Source organism: Thioclava sp. F36-6 (assembly GCF_002020305.1).
In the GTDB taxonomy this organism is placed as follows: domain Bacteria; phylum Pseudomonadota; class Alphaproteobacteria; order Rhodobacterales; family Rhodobacteraceae; genus Thioclava; species Thioclava sediminum.
The window spans coordinates 653,001-669,357 of sequence record NZ_MPZX01000002.1; the positions used below are offsets into that span (position 1 = coordinate 653,001).

16 protein-coding genes are annotated in these 16,357 nt (G+C 64.3%); 11 read left to right on the forward strand and 5 right to left on the reverse strand.

Annotated features, from left to right (window positions below; genetic code table 11):
* Positions 1–6 precede the first annotated feature (6 nt).
* Complete coding sequence (gene ccoN / locus BMI88_RS10160; protein ID WP_078520406.1) at positions 7–1,611, reverse strand: cytochrome-c oxidase, cbb3-type subunit I; 1,605 nt, start codon at positions 1,609–1,611, stop codon at positions 7–9.
* A gap of 263 nt (positions 1,612–1,874) precedes the next feature.
* Here ccoN and BMI88_RS10165 point away from each other — a divergent pair, with 263 nt between their 5' ends.
* The gene (locus BMI88_RS10165; protein ID WP_078520407.1) at positions 1,875–2,714 is read left to right on the forward strand and encodes a universal stress protein; all 840 of its coding nucleotides are present in this window, start codon (positions 1,875–1,877) and stop codon (positions 2,712–2,714) included.
* Between the two features lie 48 nt (positions 2,715–2,762).
* Here the strand turns inward: BMI88_RS10165 and BMI88_RS10170 are convergent, their stop codons facing one another.
* Positions 2,763–3,017, reverse strand: a complete 255-nt coding sequence (locus BMI88_RS10170; RefSeq protein WP_146673539.1) for a hypothetical protein — start codon at positions 3,015–3,017, stop codon at positions 2,763–2,765.
* A 276-nt stretch (positions 3,018–3,293) separates the two neighbouring features.
* On the opposite strand from BMI88_RS10170, the gene BMI88_RS10175 reads away from it, so the two are divergent.
* Entirely contained in the window at positions 3,294–3,707 is a 414-nt protein-coding gene (locus tag BMI88_RS10175) for a hypothetical protein (protein ID WP_078548276.1), read from the forward strand.
* 12 nt (positions 3,708–3,719) lie between these two features.
* Here BMI88_RS10175 and BMI88_RS10180 read toward each other — a convergent pair whose 3' ends face one another.
* Entirely contained in the window at positions 3,720–4,466 is a 747-nt protein-coding gene (locus BMI88_RS10180; RefSeq protein WP_078541984.1) for a transcriptional regulator FnrL, read from the reverse strand.
* Positions 4,467–4,526: 60 nt separating this feature from the next.
* On the opposite strand from BMI88_RS10180, the gene hemN reads away from it, so the two are divergent.
* The 5 genes from hemN to BMI88_RS10205 all read left to right on the forward strand — a co-directional run bounded on the left by hemN (position 4,527) and on the right by BMI88_RS10205 (position 8,577).
* Entirely contained in the window at positions 4,527–5,882 is a 1,356-nt protein-coding gene (gene hemN, locus BMI88_RS10185) for an oxygen-independent coproporphyrinogen III oxidase (RefSeq protein WP_078548278.1), read from the forward strand.
* A 94-nt stretch (positions 5,883–5,976) separates the two neighbouring features.
* Entirely contained in the window at positions 5,977–6,150 is a 174-nt protein-coding gene (locus tag BMI88_RS10190) for a DUF2256 domain-containing protein (protein WP_210402026.1), read from the forward strand.
* Between the two features lie 31 nt (positions 6,151–6,181).
* The gene (locus BMI88_RS10195) at positions 6,182–6,811 is read left to right on the forward strand and encodes a TetR/AcrR family transcriptional regulator (RefSeq protein WP_078548284.1); all 630 of its coding nucleotides are present in this window, start codon (positions 6,182–6,184) and stop codon (positions 6,809–6,811) included.
* An 11-nt stretch (positions 6,812–6,822) separates the two neighbouring features.
* A complete protein-coding gene (locus BMI88_RS10200; RefSeq protein WP_078548287.1) occupies positions 6,823–7,815 on the forward strand; it encodes an MDR family oxidoreductase in 993 nt (330 codons plus the stop codon).
* A 12-nt stretch (positions 7,816–7,827) separates the two neighbouring features.
* Positions 7,828–8,577: a sulfite exporter TauE/SafE family protein gene (locus BMI88_RS10205; RefSeq protein ID WP_078548289.1), complete on the forward strand. Its 750-nt coding sequence runs from the start codon at positions 7,828–7,830 to the stop codon at positions 8,575–8,577.
* On the opposite strand, the gene BMI88_RS10210 is transcribed toward BMI88_RS10205, so the two are convergent.
* Entirely contained in the window at positions 8,574–9,551 is a 978-nt protein-coding gene (locus BMI88_RS10210; RefSeq protein ID WP_146673540.1) for a hypothetical protein, read from the reverse strand. The genes BMI88_RS10205 and BMI88_RS10210 overlap by 4 nt on opposite strands.
* 83 nt (positions 9,552–9,634) lie before the next feature.
* Between BMI88_RS10210 and cysD the strand changes: the two genes are divergently transcribed.
* The 4 genes from cysD to argE all read left to right on the forward strand — a co-directional run bounded on the left by cysD (position 9,635) and on the right by argE (position 15,014).
* A complete protein-coding gene (gene cysD, locus BMI88_RS10215) occupies positions 9,635–10,570 on the forward strand; it encodes a sulfate adenylyltransferase subunit CysD (protein WP_256365665.1) in 936 nt (311 codons plus the stop codon).
* A 58-nt stretch (positions 10,571–10,628) separates the two neighbouring features.
* Positions 10,629–12,536 (forward strand): sulfate adenylyltransferase subunit CysN, encoded by a 1,908-nt coding sequence (gene cysN / locus BMI88_RS10220; RefSeq protein ID WP_078548294.1) that lies wholly within the window; start codon positions 10,629–10,631, stop codon positions 12,534–12,536.
* 134 nt (positions 12,537–12,670) lie between these two features.
* Positions 12,671–13,855, forward strand: a complete 1,185-nt coding sequence (locus tag BMI88_RS10225) for a M24 family metallopeptidase (protein WP_078541991.1) — start codon at positions 12,671–12,673, stop codon at positions 13,853–13,855.
* 4 nt (positions 13,856–13,859) lie between these two features.
* A complete protein-coding gene (gene argE / locus BMI88_RS10230) occupies positions 13,860–15,014 on the forward strand; it encodes an acetylornithine deacetylase (RefSeq protein WP_078548297.1) in 1,155 nt (384 codons plus the stop codon).
* A 6-nt stretch (positions 15,015–15,020) separates the two neighbouring features.
* On the opposite strand, the gene bhcA is transcribed toward argE, so the two are convergent.
* Complete coding sequence (gene bhcA, locus BMI88_RS10235) at positions 15,021–16,214, reverse strand: L-aspartate--glyoxylate aminotransferase BhcA (protein ID WP_078548299.1); 1,194 nt, start codon at positions 16,212–16,214, stop codon at positions 15,021–15,023.
* Positions 16,215–16,357: the final 143 nt, after the last annotated feature.

Sequence of the window (16,357 nt, forward strand, 5' to 3'; positions counted from 1 at the left end):
CTCTCCTTATTCAGCCGGCACGGCGGCAACCGAACGCGATTCCACGCGCGGCTGACGAGCGACGGTCATCCACAGATTGTAGGCCATGATGATGCCACCCGTGAGGTAGAGCACACCGCCCAGACCACGGACCACGAACATCGGATGCATGGCGGCCACGGTGTCGGCAAAGGCGTTCACGAGGAAGCCTTGGCTGTCCACTTCGCGCCACATCAGGCCCTGCATGATCCCGGCGACCCACATCGAAGCGGCATAGAGCACGATCCCGATGGTGGAGAGCCAGAAGTGCCAGCTGACCAGTTTCAGCGAGTAGAGCCCTTCACGCGCCCACAGACGCGGCACGAGGAAGTAGAGCATGCCGAAGGTGATCATGCCGTTCCAGCCGAGCGCACCCGAGTGCACGTGACCGATCGTCCAGTCGGTGTAGTGCGAGAGCGAGTTCACCGCCTTGATCGACATCATCGGGCCTTCGAAGGTCGACATGCCGTAGAAGCCGACCGACACCACCATCATGCGGATGATCGGATCGGTGCGCAGCTTGTCCCATGCGCCCGAGAGCGTCATCAGACCGTTGATCATGCCACCCCAGGAGGGCATCCACAGGATCACCGAGAAGGTCATGCCCAGCGTCGAGGCCCAGTCGGGCAGCGCCGTGTAGTGCAGGTGGTGCGGACCGGCCCAGATATACAGGAAGATCAGCGCCCAGAAGTGCACGATCGACAGCTTGTAGGAGTAGACCGGACGTTCAGCCTGCTTCGGCACGAAGTAATACATCATGCCCAGGAAGCCTGCGGTCAGGAAGAAGCCCACCGCGTTGTGGCCGTACCACCACTGCGTCATCGCGTCCTGCACGCCCGAGAAGACCTGAACCGACTTCGAACCGAAGAACGAGACCGGGATCGACAGGTTGTTCACGATGTGCAGCATCGCGATGGTCACGATGAAGGACAGGTAGAACCAGTTGGCGACGTAGATATGGGGTTCCTTGCGCTTGAAGATCGTGCCGAGGAAGGCCAGCAGATAAGCGACCCAGACGATCGTCAGCCAGATGTCGACATACCATTCCGGCTCGGCATATTCCTTCGACTGCGTTGCGCCGAGGATGTAGCCGGTCGCAGCGAGCACGATGAACAGGTTATAGCCCCAGAACACGAACCAGCCGAGGCCGTTGCCACCGAACAGCCGCGCTGCCGAGGTGCGCTGCACCACGTAGAACGACGATGCGATCAGCGCGTTGCCACCGAAAGCGAAAATCACCGCCGACGTATGCAGCGGGCGCAGTTTGCCAAAGTTCAGATAGCCCTGAGCCCATTCGAAATTGAGCGCCGGATAGGCCAGCTGGAAGGCGATAATGACGGCGACCAGGAAGCCCACGACACCCCAGAAGGTCGTCGCGATCACCCCGGCGCGAACCACGCCGTCGAAATACTCGTTCTGAGCCACCGGCTGGCGGCTCCCCATGGTGCGAAGCACCCAGATGAATGCGATGGCCGCGGCCAGCATGACCTCGACGGCATTCACCTGATAGGCAAGATCGCGCGCGTAGCCGGCCGCAATGGCGGCCAGAACCGCCACAAGGCCAAGCGCGATCAGCTTGATATAATCCCACATTTTGTGCGTCCCTTCGTCTGGTCTGCCCCTGCGGCACCCTCGTAAACCGAGAATCCTCCTGGGCTTGACTGGAGTCCTTGTGGTCCGAGGGTATGCACGATGCCTTGATCTGCATCAAATGCTCGCGATCACAGTGCGCCATTCGGTCGCAGTTATGTGATATGACCATCACGTCCCTTGATCCGCGTCAAAGTGCGGCCGATCTCTTCGGGTTAGGCTCTGGTCTCACATGCTTATTCGCTTTTGGCGCAAGGACAGGACCCATGGCTTACAAGACACTTCTCACGATCGTCACGGATCCCAAGGCGGCCGCGACACAGATCGATACCGCCGTGGCCGTCGCCCGGCGGCGCGACGCCCATCTCGACGTGCTCTGCCTCGGCGTGGACCGCACGCAGACCGGATATTACTACGCGGGCGCGACCGCCTTCGTGCAGCAGGAAACGATGGACCGCGCGCAGGACGATGCGCGCAATGCCGAGACCGCGGTGCGCGCGCGGCTCGAAGCCGAAGACATCCGCTGGGGCGTCGATGCGGTCGTCTCGCAAATCGGCGCGATGCCGACCGTTGTCGGGCAGCGCGCCCGCTTCGCCGATCTGGTCGTGATGGGCCGCCCCTATGGCGAAGGCCGCGGGCCGGAAATCGAGGCCGCGGTCGAAGCCGCGCTCTTCGAGGGTCAGGTTCCGGTCGCGATCGTGCCCGACGGGTATAACGGCGACATGCCCGCCAAGCGCGTCGTTATCGCGTGGAATCAATCTCATGAGGCGATGCGCGCCGTCCGCGCCGCCCTGCCCGTTCTGAAATCCGCCGATCTGGTCGATATCACCGTGATCGACCCGCCCGCGCATGGGCCCGAGCGCTCCGACCCCGGCGGCCAACTCAGCCAGATGCTGGCGCGCCACGGCGTCCATGCCGAGGTGTCGGTGCTAGCCAAGACGATGCCGCGCGTCTCGGACGTGCTCAACCGTCATGTCAGCGACAGCGAAGCCGATGCGATCGTGATGGGGGCTTACGGCCATTCGCGCTTCCGCGAAGCGATCCTGGGCGGGGCGACGCGCCACATGCTCGAGATGGCAGAGGTTCCGGTGATCATGGCGCACTGAGCGCGCCACCTTTCTGAACGGATGACGGCGCCTCTCGGGGCGCCGTTTTCATGACCCGAAGTCGGTCTTTATGCCCTTCGCCTTGCCGAGCTTGCGGCAATAGCTGGCCCAGTCGCGGAAGTCCTGCGAGAAGGCCGCCATCTTGCCGCGCCCGCGCCAGTCGTCAAAGCTTTCACGCTGATGAACCGCGACCCAGCTGGCGGCATCCGTGCGCCCTTCAGCCTCGGCCTGCTTGATCGCCGCGCCTCGCCAGATCATCCCCGCCCGGTCGAGCTTTTCCGCCCGCGCGGGGTCGGACATCATCGTACCGACTCCGTGAAACAGGCCCGAGCATTGCGCCATACTCTGCGACAACGGCTGCGCCACACTCAGGCCTGGAACGGCAACGAGGAAGAAACAAGTAAACAGGATACGCATAAGACCTTCCTCGATGCTGCCACCCCTTGTTTACCTAACGACAGTGCCGAAACCGGGGCATAACCCGCACGAATTCGCGACCTTGTCGCGACATCCCTGCCCTGCGCGGAACTCCGGTCGCGCTGACGGGTTGGCTGGTTAAATAAAGACCGGAGCCCCACAATGACCCGCCGCATCATCCTGCCCGCCCTTCTCGCCAGCCTCTCCCTGCTCGCCGCCTGTCAGGAGATGACGCCGAAACAAGACGGGGCGATGCCCAAGACGCTGCCGGAGGGCATGGTCGGGCGCTGGGGGCTGACGAAGGCCGATTGCGACAGCTCACGCGATGACAACAAGGGGCTGATGGTGGTGAAGCCGGACAGCCTGCAATTCTACGAGTCGCAGGCCAAACTCACTGAGATCGACAGCGCGACCGATCGCGTGGTGCGGGCGACGTGGAATTTTACTGGCGAAGGACAAAAATGGCAGCGCGACATCGTGCTGACCCTGTCGAGCACGGGCATCTACCTCTCGCGTCAGGATATCACGCGGGACTCGATGAAGCCCCTCACATATCGTCAGTGCGTGTCCCCCTGAGCGGACGGATGCTCAGATGAGGAAACCGCCGTCGCTGTCATCACCTGCTTCCAGCAGCAGCCGATCCATATCCGGCACGGTGACATGGCGCTTGCCCTGCAGCTCGATTACCCCGTCGCGTTTCAGCGCGGACATCTGACGGCTCACCGTCTCGAGCGTCAGCCCGAGGTAATCGGCCATCGCCTCGCGCGTCAGCGGCAGATCGAACACCATCTGCCGGGCGCTGGGGCTCATGTTGATCGACGCATCGCGCCGCGCCACGATCGACAGCAGCGAGGCGATCTTCTCGCGCGCGGTCTTGCGGCCCAGAAGCAGCATCCATTCGCGCGCCGCGTCCAATTCGTCGAGCGTCATCTGCAACAGGCGCTGCGCGATATGGGGCGTGCGCTCCATCATCTCCTCGAAGGGCTTGCGGCGGAAGCAGCACATCAGAATGTCGGTGGTCGCGGTCACATTATAAGCGGCACGGTTGCGCCCGGGACGGCCCACGAAATCCGAAGGCAGCAAAAGGCCAACCATCTGCGTGCGCCCGTCCTCGAGCGTCTGCGTCAGAGTCGCGATGCCCGAGACGACCGAGGCCACGAAATCCATCTGGTCGCCGGCCCAGATAATCGTCTGGCCTGCCTCGAAACTCCGGTAATATTTGATCTTCTCAAGCTGTTCGAGCTCGTCTGCATCGCATCGTGCGCACACGGCGCGATGTTGGATCGGGCAGTCTCCGCAGGCGAGCGAAGCAGGCTGAACGTCATCATGTGCCATGTGGATATTGCTTGATCTGGGTCAAATTCTGTTGCGCGTCTTACATCTAAAGATACGCCTATGGAACAGGAATCGCAACTGACCCGGCTCGGGCTCTTCGACGCACGGGTGCCCCGCTACACAAGCTACCCCACCGCCCCCCATTTCGCGGGCGATGTTGGGCCGATGGAATTCGCGCACTGGATCGAAGCGATCCCCGAAGGTGCGTCGATCTCCCTTTATATGCACGTGCCGTTTTGTCGCCGGCTGTGCTGGTTCTGCGCCTGCCGCACGCAAGGCACGCAAAGCGAAGAACCGGTGCGCGCCTATGCCGAGACTCTGCTGGCCGAACTGCGTCTTTTCAAGGAACGGTTGGCGCCCGGCGTCACTCTGTCGCGCCTGCATTGGGGCGGCGGCACGCCGACGCTGATGCCCGCCGAGATGATGCGCCGCCTCGCCGATGCGGTCTTCGATGCGGTGCCGATGGGCGAAGGCGCAGAATTCTCGGTCGAGATCGACCCGAATGAGATCGACGCCGAGCGCATCGACGCGCTGGTGGAATCCGGAATGAACCGCGCCTCGATCGGGGTGCAGGATTTCGACCCGCAAATCCAAGGCGTTATCGGGCGCGATCAGAGCTACGAGATCACCAAGGCCGCGGTCGACATGATTCGCGAACGCGATGTCGCGAGCCTGAACGCCGATATCCTCTACGGGCTGCCGCATCAGACGCCGACGAAGATCGCGGACTCGGTGCAAAAGCTGCTCTCTCTCGGCCCCGACCGGGTGGCGCTTTACGGCTACGCGCATGTGCCGTGGATGGCGCGCCGCCAGACCATGATCCCGTCGGATCACCTGCCCACTCCGCAGGAACGCCTGAAGCTGTTCGAGGTGGCGCGCGAGTTGTTTGTGGCCGACGGTTATGACGAGATCGGCATCGACCATTTCGCCCTGCCGACCGACGGCCTCTCGATCGCGCAGAGGGCAGGCAAGCTGCGGCGCAATTTCCAGGGCTATACCGACGATCAGGCCGAAGCGCTGGTCGGGCTCGGCGCCTCGTCGATCTCGCGCTTCCCGCAAGGCTATGCGCAGAACGCACCCGCCACCTCGGCCCATACCGCGGCGATCCGGGCGGATCGGTTCTCGACCTCGCGCGGGCACCGCTTCACTGCAGATGACAAGATGCGCGCGCGGCTGATCGAGGCGCTGATGTGCGATTTCGAAGTGAGCGCAGCGGAACTGGTGCAGGACTTCGGCGCCGATCCGGAAGAGCTGTCCGCGCTGTTCGCCACCTGCGCCGAGCATTTCGGCGACATGGTTCAGGTGAGCGCGGAGGGGCTGCGCATTCCGGTCAAGGCACGCCCATTGACCCGGATGATCGCACGCCATTTCGATGCCTATGATCTGTCGAAAGCCGGGCATAGCTCGGCGATCTGATCGCAGGGAAGAGGGACGAGAAAGGGGTCGCGGCGGCGGCCCCTTTTCTTTTGCGCGGGTCATCCGGGGCCGCGCCCGCCGCGTATCGCTCTGCATGAAGATGCGCCGTAAATCCGACCTGCCGACGAAGCTCTGTGCCAGCTGTGGCCGCCCCTTCGCGTGGCGCAAGAAATGGGCCCGGGACTGGGAGAGCGTGCGCTACTGCTCAGAGCGCTGCCGCAGGTCGGTGACCCCCGGCGCGGCGCAGCGTGAAAATTGCGGCAATTGATTTATCATACCACATGGTATATTAATTCCGCATGACCGCTACGCCAGCCCCCTCGCGCCGTGGCCGCCCGCGCCGCAAACCGGAGGATCAGGACGCCCGCAAGGCGCTGATCCGGGCGGGGCTCGCACAGTTGACCGAGCGTGGATACGCGAGCGTCGCCCTCGACGAGATCACTGCCGCCGCCGGTGTCACCAAGGGCAGCTTTTATCATTACTTCCCGACGAAAGCGGCCTTCGGCGCGGCCCTGATCGACGCCTATGGCAGCTATTTCGAAGACAAGCTCCGCCGCGCCTTCGACCGCGCGGACCTTACCCCCCTCGCCCGGCTCACTGCCTTCACCGAAGAGGCCGAGGCCGGAATGGCCCGGTTCGATTTTCGCCGCGGCTGCCTGATCGGCAATCTCGGTCAGGAGATGGGCAGCCTGCCCGAGGAGTTCCGCACCCGCCTGATCGCGGTTTTCGAGCGCTGGCAAAGCCTCACCGCGACTTGCCTGCGTGACGCGCAAGCGGTGGGCGAGATCGGCCCCGATCACGACCCCGACGCCCTCGCAGAGCTGTTCTGGACCGGCTGGGAAGGCGCGGTCCTGCGCACCAAACTTCAACGCAACTCCGAGCCGCTGCGCCGTTTCACAGACGGCTTCCTGCGGCTCGCCCGAAGCTGAAAGGATACCCCATGGTCAAAGCCATTCTGATCGAGAAACCCGAAGAGACCCAGAGCGCCGCGCTCAAGGAGATCGACCTGCCCGATCTGGCCGAGGGCCAGGTTGCCGTCGACGTCGCCTACTCGACGATGAACTACAAGGACGCGCTGGCGATTACCGGCGCGGGCCCCGTGGTGCGCAGCTTCCCGATGGTGCCGGGCATCGACTGCTCGGGCATCGTCGCCAACAGCAAGCATCCCGATTTCGCGAAGGGCGACCGGGTCGTTCTGAACGGCTGGGGCGTGGGCGAGAAACATTGGGGCGGGCTGGCCGCGCGCGCCCATCTGAAGGGCGACTGGCTGGTAAAGCTGCCCGACGGGATCTCCTTGCGTCAGGCGATGGCGATCGGCACCGCGGGCTACACGGCGATGCTCTGCGTGATGGCGCTTGAGGCGCATGGCGTGACCCCCGAGAGCGGCGAGGTCGTCGTGACCGGCGCGACCGGCGGCGTGGGCAGCGTGGCGACCGCGCTTCTGGGCAAGCTCGGTTATACCGTGGCCGCCGTCACCGGACGCCCCGAAGAGGAAGACTACCTCAAGGGCCTCGGCGCTTCCTCGATCGTTCCGCGCGAGGATGTCTCGGGCAAACCTCGCCCGCTGAACAAGGAACGCTGGGCCGGGGCTGTCGACGTGGTCGGCGGCGAGGTGCTCGCCAATGTCCTGTCGATGATGACCTATCGCGGCACCGTCGCGGCTTGCGGTCTGGCGGGCTCGATGAACCTGCCGACCTCCGTGGCCCCCTTCATCCTGCGCGGCGTGACGCTCGCAGGCGTCGACAGCGTGATGTGCCCGATCGAGGACCGCGTCGAGGCATGGCGTCGCCTGGCCGCCGATCTCGACATGGACAAGCTGGCCGCGATGGAGACCGAAGTCGCTTTGGAAGACGTGATTGCAACCGCGCCGAAATTCCTCGAAGGAAAGATCCGCGGGCGGATCGTCGTTCCGGTCGCACCTGACCTCGGCTGATTACGGTAAAAAATGCTGTCTTTTCTGATCCTCGCGCTCGCCGGTCTCGCGGCGGGCGCCTTGAATGCGGTCGCGGGCGGCGGGACGTTCCTGTCCTTCCCCGCGCTTGTCTGGACCGGCGTGCCGCCGATCACCGCGAATGCGACCGCGACGCTGGCGGCCCTGCCCGGCTATCTGTCGAGCGCTTGGGCCTTCCGCCACGAGCTGCGCCACAAGGGCCCGATGGCACTGCGCACGATCCTGATCGCGGCGGTCGCGGGCGGGTTCCTCGGCGCGCTGCTGCTGCTGATCACCCCCGAGAAACTGTTCGCCGGCGTGGTCCCGTGGCTGTTGCTGCTGGCGACGGCGGCCTTCGCTTTCGGGCCGTTGCTGCTGAAGGCGCTTCAGCGTTCGGGCCGCACGTTGGGCGCCGTGTCCGCCTTTGCCCTCCTGATGGCCGTGACGATCTACGGCGGCTATTTCAACGGCGGGCTGGGCATCATGCTGCTCGCCGCCCTCGGCCTGATCGGGTTTACCGATCTGCACGCGATGAACGGGTTGAAGAACCTCGTCTCGGCGGTGCTGTCGCTGGTCTCGGTCGTGACCTACGCAGTGGCCGGGCTGATCGACTGGCAGGCGGTACTGGTGCTGGGAATCGCGAGCGCCATCGGCGGTTACTTGGGCGCGCATCTGTCGAAGCGGATCACCAATATGGCGCTGCTGCGCGGCTTCATCATCGCGGTCGGGCTGGTGATGGCAGCGGTCTTCTTCGCACGCGGTTAACCCAGCCAGAGCGCCGAGCCGAACATCTTGCGCAACAGCCCCGTCTGGCCGCTGACACCCGCGCGGGCGTAGATCTGCTTCGAGGTCGAGCGCGCGGTCTCCAGCGTCCAGCCGAGCTGATCCGCCGCCTCGCGCAGCGTTGCCCCATCGCACAGAAGCGCCGCAAGCCGCGCCTCGGAGCGGTTGAGATCGAGCGCGCCCGCGATCCGCGCGACTGGCAAAGCTTCGGCCCGCGGCATGTCCCGCAGATGACCGATCAAGGCGGAACTGCCCTGCCATTGTCCCGGCGCGAGCCGGAGAACACCCCGCCCGTCATGACCAAGCGGGATCGGTCGGACGACCTCCCGCCCCTCTCCAAGTGCAGCAAGGTTCTGACGGAAGCGCAGCGCGGCGTCGGGATCGGCGAATTCCGGGCGCGCGCCCATGCGCAGCCGCAACCAGCCTTGCGCGTCGAACACCGCCGCCACGCGCGCGTCGAATGCGAGCACCGTGCCCGCAGGCGTCAGCACCACCCAGCCCGCGCCGAGCGCTTCCGCAGCCTCAGTATCACGCGCAGCACGGGCCCGCTCGCTACCGAGCGCCTCGCGGATCATCATCGCCTGCCCCAAATGCGGCGCGAGCGTCGAGAGCGCCAGCGCCTCTGCCGCGCGAAAATCCCGATGCGGGCGCGCGATCATCAACACAGCCTGACCCGCCGCCCCCGCCGCAACTTTCAGCGCGCGGAGCGGCCCGGGCCATTCGATATCGCCCGGGAGGTCGATCTGCGAATAGACACGGTCCAGACGCATCGGATGCAGACGAGCGGCATCGGGCAAGGCAATCCTGCCAACCTGCCAGCCTGCGCCCTCCCCCTCATTCGCGAGAATCTGAACCGCCGCGCCCTCGGCATGAGCCACCGCGCAAAGCCGTTCGAGAAAGCGCACCCAGCCCGCCTTTCCCGCCTCACTCGCGGCCGCGAAAAGCGCGTTGATCAACAGAGTGTTTTCGGACTGACCCAACATAAGCCGTATTTACCCCCCATTTGGGGGGTTATCCAGAAAAACGCGCCGCCTATATCTTGGAAAACCGCGTTCAGACAGAGACCTCCCTCATGAACAAGACCCTGACTCACCTGCAGCGGCTCGAAGCCGAGAGCATTCACATCCTGCGCGAAGTCGTGGCCGAAGCCGATAATCCGGTCATGCTCTATTCCGTCGGCAAGGACAGCGCGGTGATGCTGCATCTCGCGAAAAAAGCCTTCTACCCCTCGCCGCCGCCCTTCCCGCTGATGCATGTCGACACGACGTGGAAATTCCAGGCGATGTACAATCTGCGCGACAAGGCCGCGAAGGATGCGGGGATGGAGCTGATCGTGCACCAGAACCCCGAGGCGAAGGCCAAGGGGATCAACCCGTTCGATCACGGCTCGCTGCATACCGACATGTGGAAGACCGAAGGGCTGAAACAGGCGCTGGACAAACACGGCTTCGACGTGGCCTTCGGCGGCGCACGCCGCGACGAGGAGAAATCCCGCGCGAAAGAGCGCGTCTTCTCGTTCCGCTCGGCCAATCACCGCTGGGACCCGAAGAACCAGCGCCCGGAGCTTTGGCGCCTCTACAACGCCAAGAAGGCCAAGGGCGAGAGCGTCCGCGTCTTCCCGATCTCGAACTGGACCGAGCTGGACATCTGGCAATATATCCACCTCGAAGGGATCGAGATCGTCCCGCTCTATTTCTCGGCCCCGCGCCCGACGGTGGAACGCGACGGGCTGATCCTGATGGTCGACGACGACCGCTTCCCGCTACGTGACGGCGAGGAGCCGAAGATGCGCTCGGTGCGCTTCCGCACGCTGGGTTGCTACCCGCTGACCGGCGCCGTCGAGAGCGAGGCGCAGACCCTTCCGGAAGTCATTCAGGAAATGCTGCTGACCACCACCTCCGAGCGTCAGGGCCGCGCGATCGACCACGATCAGAGCGCCTCGATGGAGAAGAAAAAACAGGAAGGCTACTTCTGAGCCCTCCTCTCCCGAGCCGCACGCGCGCCTTCATTTCCACCCTATCAGGTGAGCCGACATGACGACCAACGATCCGATCTACAAGACCGACGCGCTGATTGCGCAGGATATCGACGCCTATCTCGAGGCGCATCAACACAAGACCATGCTGCGCTTCATCACCTGCGGCTCGGTCGATGACGGGAAATCGACGCTGATCGGGCGGCTGCTCTATGACAGCAAGATGATCTTCGAGGATCAGCTTGCCGCCTTGGAAGCCGATTCCAAGCGCGTCGGCACCCAAGGGCAGGAGATCGACTTCGCGCTGCTGGTCGACGGCCTCGCCGCCGAGCGCGAACAGGGCATCACCATCGACGTGGCCTACCGCTTCTTCGCGACCGAGAAGCGCAAGTTCATCGTCGCCGACACCCCCGGCCACGAGCAGTATACCCGCAACATGGTGACCGGCGCCTCGACCGCCGATCTGGCCGTGATCCTGATCGACGCGCGTAAAGGCGTGCTGACCCAGACGCGCCGCCACTCCTATCTCGTCCACCAGCTTGGCATCCGCCATATTGTGCTGGCCGTGAACAAGATGGACCTCGTCGATTACGATCAGGCGACCTTCGACGAGATCGTGGCCGATTACAAAATCTTCGCGGACAGCATCGGCATCGAAGGCTTCACCCCGATCCCGATCTCGGGCTTCAAGGGCGACAACATCACCGGCCCGAGCGAGAACACGCCTTGGTACAAAGGCCCCTCGCTGCTGCCCTATCTCGAAGCGGTCGAGGTGGACGTGACCTCCGATCAGGAGCGCCCCTTCCGGATGCCCGTGCAATGGGTGAACCGCCCGAACCTCGACTTCCGCGGCTTCTCGGGGCTGATCGCTTCGGGCACCGTGAAACCGGGCGATGAAGTCCGCGTGCTGCCCTCGGGCAAGACCTCGAAAGTCGCGCGGATCGTCAGCTTGGAGGGCGACCGCGACATGGCGGTGGCAGGCGAATCCACGACGATCACGCTCGCCGACGAGATCGACTGTTCGCGCGGTCAGGTCATCGTCGCCGCGAAAGAGCCGCTGGAGGTTGCCGATCAGTTCGAATCCACACTCGTCTGGATGGACGAGACCGAACTGGTGCCGGGCCGCGCCTATTGGCTGAAAATCGGCACGCAGACGGTTTCGGCGACCGTCCACGAGCCGAAATACGAGGTGAACGTCAACACGCAGGAGCATCTGGCGACGAAGACGCTGGACCTGAACGCGATCGGCGTGGCCAACATCACCACCGACCGCGAGATCCCCTTCGCGCCCTATGGCGAGAACCGCGATCTGGGCGGGTTCATCCTGATCGACAAGATGACCAACCAGACGGCGGCTGCGGGGATGATCAATTTCGCGCTGCGCCGGGCTCAGAACATCCACTGGCAGGCGACCGATATCGGGCGCGAGCACCATGCCAACATGAAGCACCAGAAACCCGCCGTGGTCTGGCTGACCGGCCTCTCGGGCTCGGGCAAATCCACGATCGCCAATATCGTCGAGAAGAAGCTGGCACGGATGAACCGCCATACCTTCCTGCTCGATGGCGACAACGTGCGTCACGGCCTGAACAAGGATCTGGGCTTCACCGAGGCTGACCGCGTGGAGAACATCCGCCGCGTCGGCGAGGTCGCGAAGCTGATGACCGATGCAGGCCTGATCGTGGTCACCGCCTTCATCTCGCCCTTCCGCTCCGAGCGCGACATGGTCCGAGCGATGATGCAGCCGGGCGAATTCCTCGAAGTCTTCGTGGACACGCCGCTGGAAGTGGCCGAGGCCCGCGACGTGAAAGGGCTTTATGCCAAGGCACGCGCCGGTCAGCTGAAAAACTTCACCGGCATCGACTCGCCCTATGAGGCGCCCGAGAATGCCGAGATGCGGATCGACACCACCGCGATCAGCCCCGAGGAAGCGGCCGATCTGATCATCGAGCGGCTCATTCCGTAAGCGGTTACATCCGCTGCCCCAAGTCACGCGAACGTGCGGCCCTCCCGGGGGTCGCACGTTTTCGTTTTGGCCTTGACCTCGCTCGGGGGCGCGCCCCAACCTGCGCGAAATACCGCCAGCAGAAAGAAGCCCGAATGCCGATCGAAAACGTGCACTTCAGCGAACTCGAATATTCCCGCCGGATCGCGCTCGTGCGTGCTGCGATGGCGCAACGCGAGATCGACATTCTCTTCATCACCAACCCCTCGAACCAGTTCTGGCTGACGGGCTATGACGGCTGGTCCTTCTACACCCATCAGGGGGTGATCCTGCCGATGGAAGGCGCGCCTTATTGGTGGGGCCGCTTCATGGATGCCAATGGCGCGCGCCGCACCGTTTGGATGGAAGAGGAAAACATCCTCCATTACAATGACGCGATGGTGCAATCCGACATCATGCACCCGATGGAAGACCTCGCCTCGCACCTGCGGATCATGGGCTACGGCAAGGCCCGGATCGGTGTCGAGATGGAGACCTATTTCTACACCGCGAAGGCCCATGCGGTCCTTTATGAAGGGCTGCCCGAGGCCACGCTGCTCGACGCCTCCGTGCTCGTGAACTGGCAACGCCTGATCAAATCCGACGAGGAGCTGCGCTTCATGCGCCGCGCCGCGCGGATTTCCGAACTGGTAATCGAACGCGCGATGGAGCTGGCCGAGCCGGGGCTGCGCAAGCACGATCTGGTGGGCGAACTCTATCGCACCGCCGTGCAGGGCGAGGAAGACAGCTGGGGCGACTACCCGGCCATCGTGCCGATGCTGCCCTCGGGCCCCGACGCGTCTGCGCCGCACCTGACATGGAACGGCGAGGCGCTGAAGGCGGGCGAGGCGACCTTTGTCGAACAGTCGGGCTGCTACCGCCGCTATCACGCGCCGCTCTGCCGCACCGTGTTCCTCGGCAAGCCGCCACAACACATGATCGACGCCTCCGAGGCTCTGACCGAAGGGCTGAACGCCGGGATCGAGGTCGCCCGCGCCGGCAACCGCGCCTGCGACATCGCGCGCGCGTTGAATGTCGAGCTGGCCAAGGTCGGCATCGAACGCCCCAACCGCGCGGGCTATGCGGTGGGCTGCTCCTACCCGCCGGATTGGGGCGAGCACACCGTCTCGATCCGCGACACCGACGAGACGATCCTTGAGCCCGGCATGACCTTCCACTTCATGCCCGGCCTCTGGATGGATCATTGGGGAATGGAGACGACGGAGACCATCGTGATCACCGAGGACGGCCCCGCCATGCCGCTGTGCAACGTCGAGCGCAAACTGTTCATCAAGGACTGACCCCATGCGGATCGACACCACCCGCGCGATCCTCTCGGACCTGATCGCCTACCCGACGATTTCGACCGACAGCAACCTGCCGATCATCCATTACATCGCGGACCGGCTGGAAACCGTCGGCGCGGCGGTGGAAGTGATGGTCGACGAAAGCGGCCACAAGGCGAACCTCTTCGCGACACTGGGCGCGCCGCGCGACGGCGGGCTCGTGCTGTCGGGCCATTCGGATGTGGTGCCGGTCACCGATCAGGATTGGAGCAGCGATCCCTTCACCATGACAGAGCGCGACGGCAAGCTCTACGGGCGCGGTGCTTGTGACATGAAAGGGTTCATTGCGGCCTGTCTCGGCTCGCTCGACCTCTTGGCCGAGGCCGCGAAATCCCGCCCGATCCATTTCGCCTTCACCCATGACGAGGAGGTCGGCTGTCTCGGCGCGCAGGAACTGGTGAAGCTGCTCGCGAAACGCCCGGTCAAACCCGGGCTTTGCATCATCGGCGAGCCGACCTCGATGCAGGTTTTCGACGGCAACAAGGGCTGCTGCGAATATACCGTGCGCTTCGAGGGCCTGCCGGGGCACAGCTCCGCCCCCGAGAAGGGCGTGAACGCGGTCGAATATGCGGTGCGCTACATCAACCGGCTGTTCGAGCTGCGCGCCGAACTGATCAAACGCTGCCCCGAAGGTTCGCGCTTCGACCCGCCACAGACGACGCTCAACGTGGGCGCGCTGAAAGGCGGCATCTCGCATAACGTGATCGCGCCCCGCGCCGAACTGGCTTGGGAGATGCGCCCGATCAACGCCGCCGATATGGAGTTCGTCAAAGGCGAGATCGCGAGCTACGTCGAAGACACGCTGCTGCCCGAGATGCGCGCAATCGCCCCTGAGGCCGGGATCGCTACCGAGACCATCGGCGAGGTCGTGGGGCTCGAGCCGATGGACGACAATGCCGCGCGCGATCTGGTCTTCGCGCTGACCGGCCAGAACCACGCAGGCTGCGTCGCCTTCAACACAGAGGCCGGGCTGTTCCAGTCGCTCGGGATGGATGCGGTGATCTGCGGGCCCGGCTCGATCGAGCAGGCCCACAAGGCCGACGAATTCGTCTCGCTCGAGCAGATGGATCAGGCGCTGACGATGCTGGGAAGGCTCGCCAGCGCCCGATCCTGACCGCTCTTACGCGGCGGCTTGTCGCACAGGGGTGGCGGCGGTCTCGCGGAAATGCGCCTGGGCTGCGGCAACCCCGCTGCCCAGCTCCACCGGCAGGCCGAGATCGACCATCGCCATCTCGGCCGTGGCCAGCCCCGAGAGCGCCATCACATCGGTCATCAGGCCCAGATGCCCGATGCGGAACACCTTGCCCGCGACATCGCCCAGCCCGCCCCCGAAGGCCACGCCATAGGTATTCAGCCCCTGCGCCACGATCCGGCCGGCGTCGAACCCATCGGGCGCACGCACCGCGCTGACGCTGTTGGAGTAGAGATCGGGCGAGACGGCGCAAAGCTCCATCCCCCAGGCCGCCACCGCGCGGCGTACGCCTTCCGCGATCCGGGCATGACGGGCGAAGACATTGCCCAGCCCTTCCTCCAGCAGCATGTCGCAGGACGCCTTCAGCCCGTTCAGCATCCCCACGGGCGGCGTGTAGGGGTAGCCATTGGCCGCGTAGCCCGTACGCATGTCGCGAATGTCGAAGAAGCAGCGCGGCAGCTTCGCGCCCTCGACCGCCTCCAGCGCCTTTTGCGAAAAGCCGGTGATGGCGAGGCCCGGCGGCAGCATGAAGCCCTTCTGACTGCCAGTGACCGCAACATCGACGCCCCAGTCATCCATCCGGAACTCCATCGACCCGATCGAGCTGACCCCATCCACGAAGAACAGCGCCGGGTGCCCCGCCGCATCCATCGCGCGCCGGATCCCCGCGACATCCGAGGTCACGCCGGTCGCGGTCTCGTTATGGGTGGCGAGCACCGCCTTGATCTGGTGGCCCGTGTCGGCGCCGAGGATGTCCGCGAAGCGCTCGACCGGGATGCCCTCACCCCAAGCGACGCTGACCACCTCGACCTCCAGCCCGTAACGCTGGCACATGTCGATCCATTTATGGCTGAACATCCCGTTGCGGCAGGCCAGAACCTTGTCGCCGGGCGAGAGCGTGTTGGCTATCGCCGTCTCCCAGCCGCCGGTGCCGGTCGCGGGGAAGACAAAGGCCTCGCCCGTGGTCGTCTTGAGCACCTTCTTCACACCGTCCAGCGCCGGGTGGATGATATCGGCGAAACCGGGGCTACGATGATCCATCGTCGGGATATCGACGGCTTTGCGCAGCGCCTCGGGGATGTTGGTCGGGCCCGGAATGAAAACGGGATTGAGATGGATCATGACGCCTCCTCCATGTGTCGGAAGCGTTTCTACCATGGCGCGGCTGACGCAGAAATTTTTACGGATCGTGGGCGTTTGCGCCGCGTCAGCCAAGAATTCTTATGGAATTCAGGGCTTTGTTTTTTTCACACAGTGAAATTAGA

Coding starts and splice junctions, on each gene's coding strand:
- ccoN (WP_078520406.1), bottom strand. CDS start 1,611: ATGTGGGATTATATCAAGCTGATCGCGCTTGGCCTTGTGGCGGTTCTG.
- BMI88_RS10175 (WP_078548276.1), top strand. CDS start 3,294: ATGACCCGCCGCATCATCCTGCCCGCCCTTCTCGCCAGCCTCTCCCTG.
- BMI88_RS10200 (WP_078548287.1), top strand. CDS start 6,823: ATGGTCAAAGCCATTCTGATCGAGAAACCCGAAGAGACCCAGAGCGCC.
- bhcA (WP_078548299.1), bottom strand. CDS start 16,214: ATGATCCATCTCAATCCCGTTTTCATTCCGGGCCCGACCAACATCCCC.
- BMI88_RS10225 (WP_078541991.1), top strand. CDS start 12,671: ATGCCGATCGAAAACGTGCACTTCAGCGAACTCGAATATTCCCGCCGG.
- hemN (WP_078548278.1), top strand. CDS start 4,527: ATGGAACAGGAATCGCAACTGACCCGGCTCGGGCTCTTCGACGCACGG.
- BMI88_RS10205 (WP_078548289.1), top strand. CDS start 7,828: ATGCTGTCTTTTCTGATCCTCGCGCTCGCCGGTCTCGCGGCGGGCGCC.
- argE (WP_078548297.1), top strand. CDS start 13,860: ATGCGGATCGACACCACCCGCGCGATCCTCTCGGACCTGATCGCCTAC.
- BMI88_RS10170 (WP_146673539.1), bottom strand. CDS start 3,017: ATGATGTCCGACCCCGCGCGGGCGGAAAAGCTCGACCGGGCGGGGATG.
- BMI88_RS10165 (WP_078520407.1), top strand. CDS start 1,875: ATGGCTTACAAGACACTTCTCACGATCGTCACGGATCCCAAGGCGGCC.
- BMI88_RS10180 (WP_078541984.1), bottom strand. CDS start 4,466: ATGGCACATGATGACGTTCAGCCTGCTTCGCTCGCCTGCGGAGACTGC.
- BMI88_RS10195 (WP_078548284.1), top strand. CDS start 6,182: ATGACCGCTACGCCAGCCCCCTCGCGCCGTGGCCGCCCGCGCCGCAAA.
- cysN (WP_078548294.1), top strand. CDS start 10,629: ATGACGACCAACGATCCGATCTACAAGACCGACGCGCTGATTGCGCAG.
- BMI88_RS10190 (WP_210402026.1), top strand. CDS start 5,977: ATGAAGATGCGCCGTAAATCCGACCTGCCGACGAAGCTCTGTGCCAGC.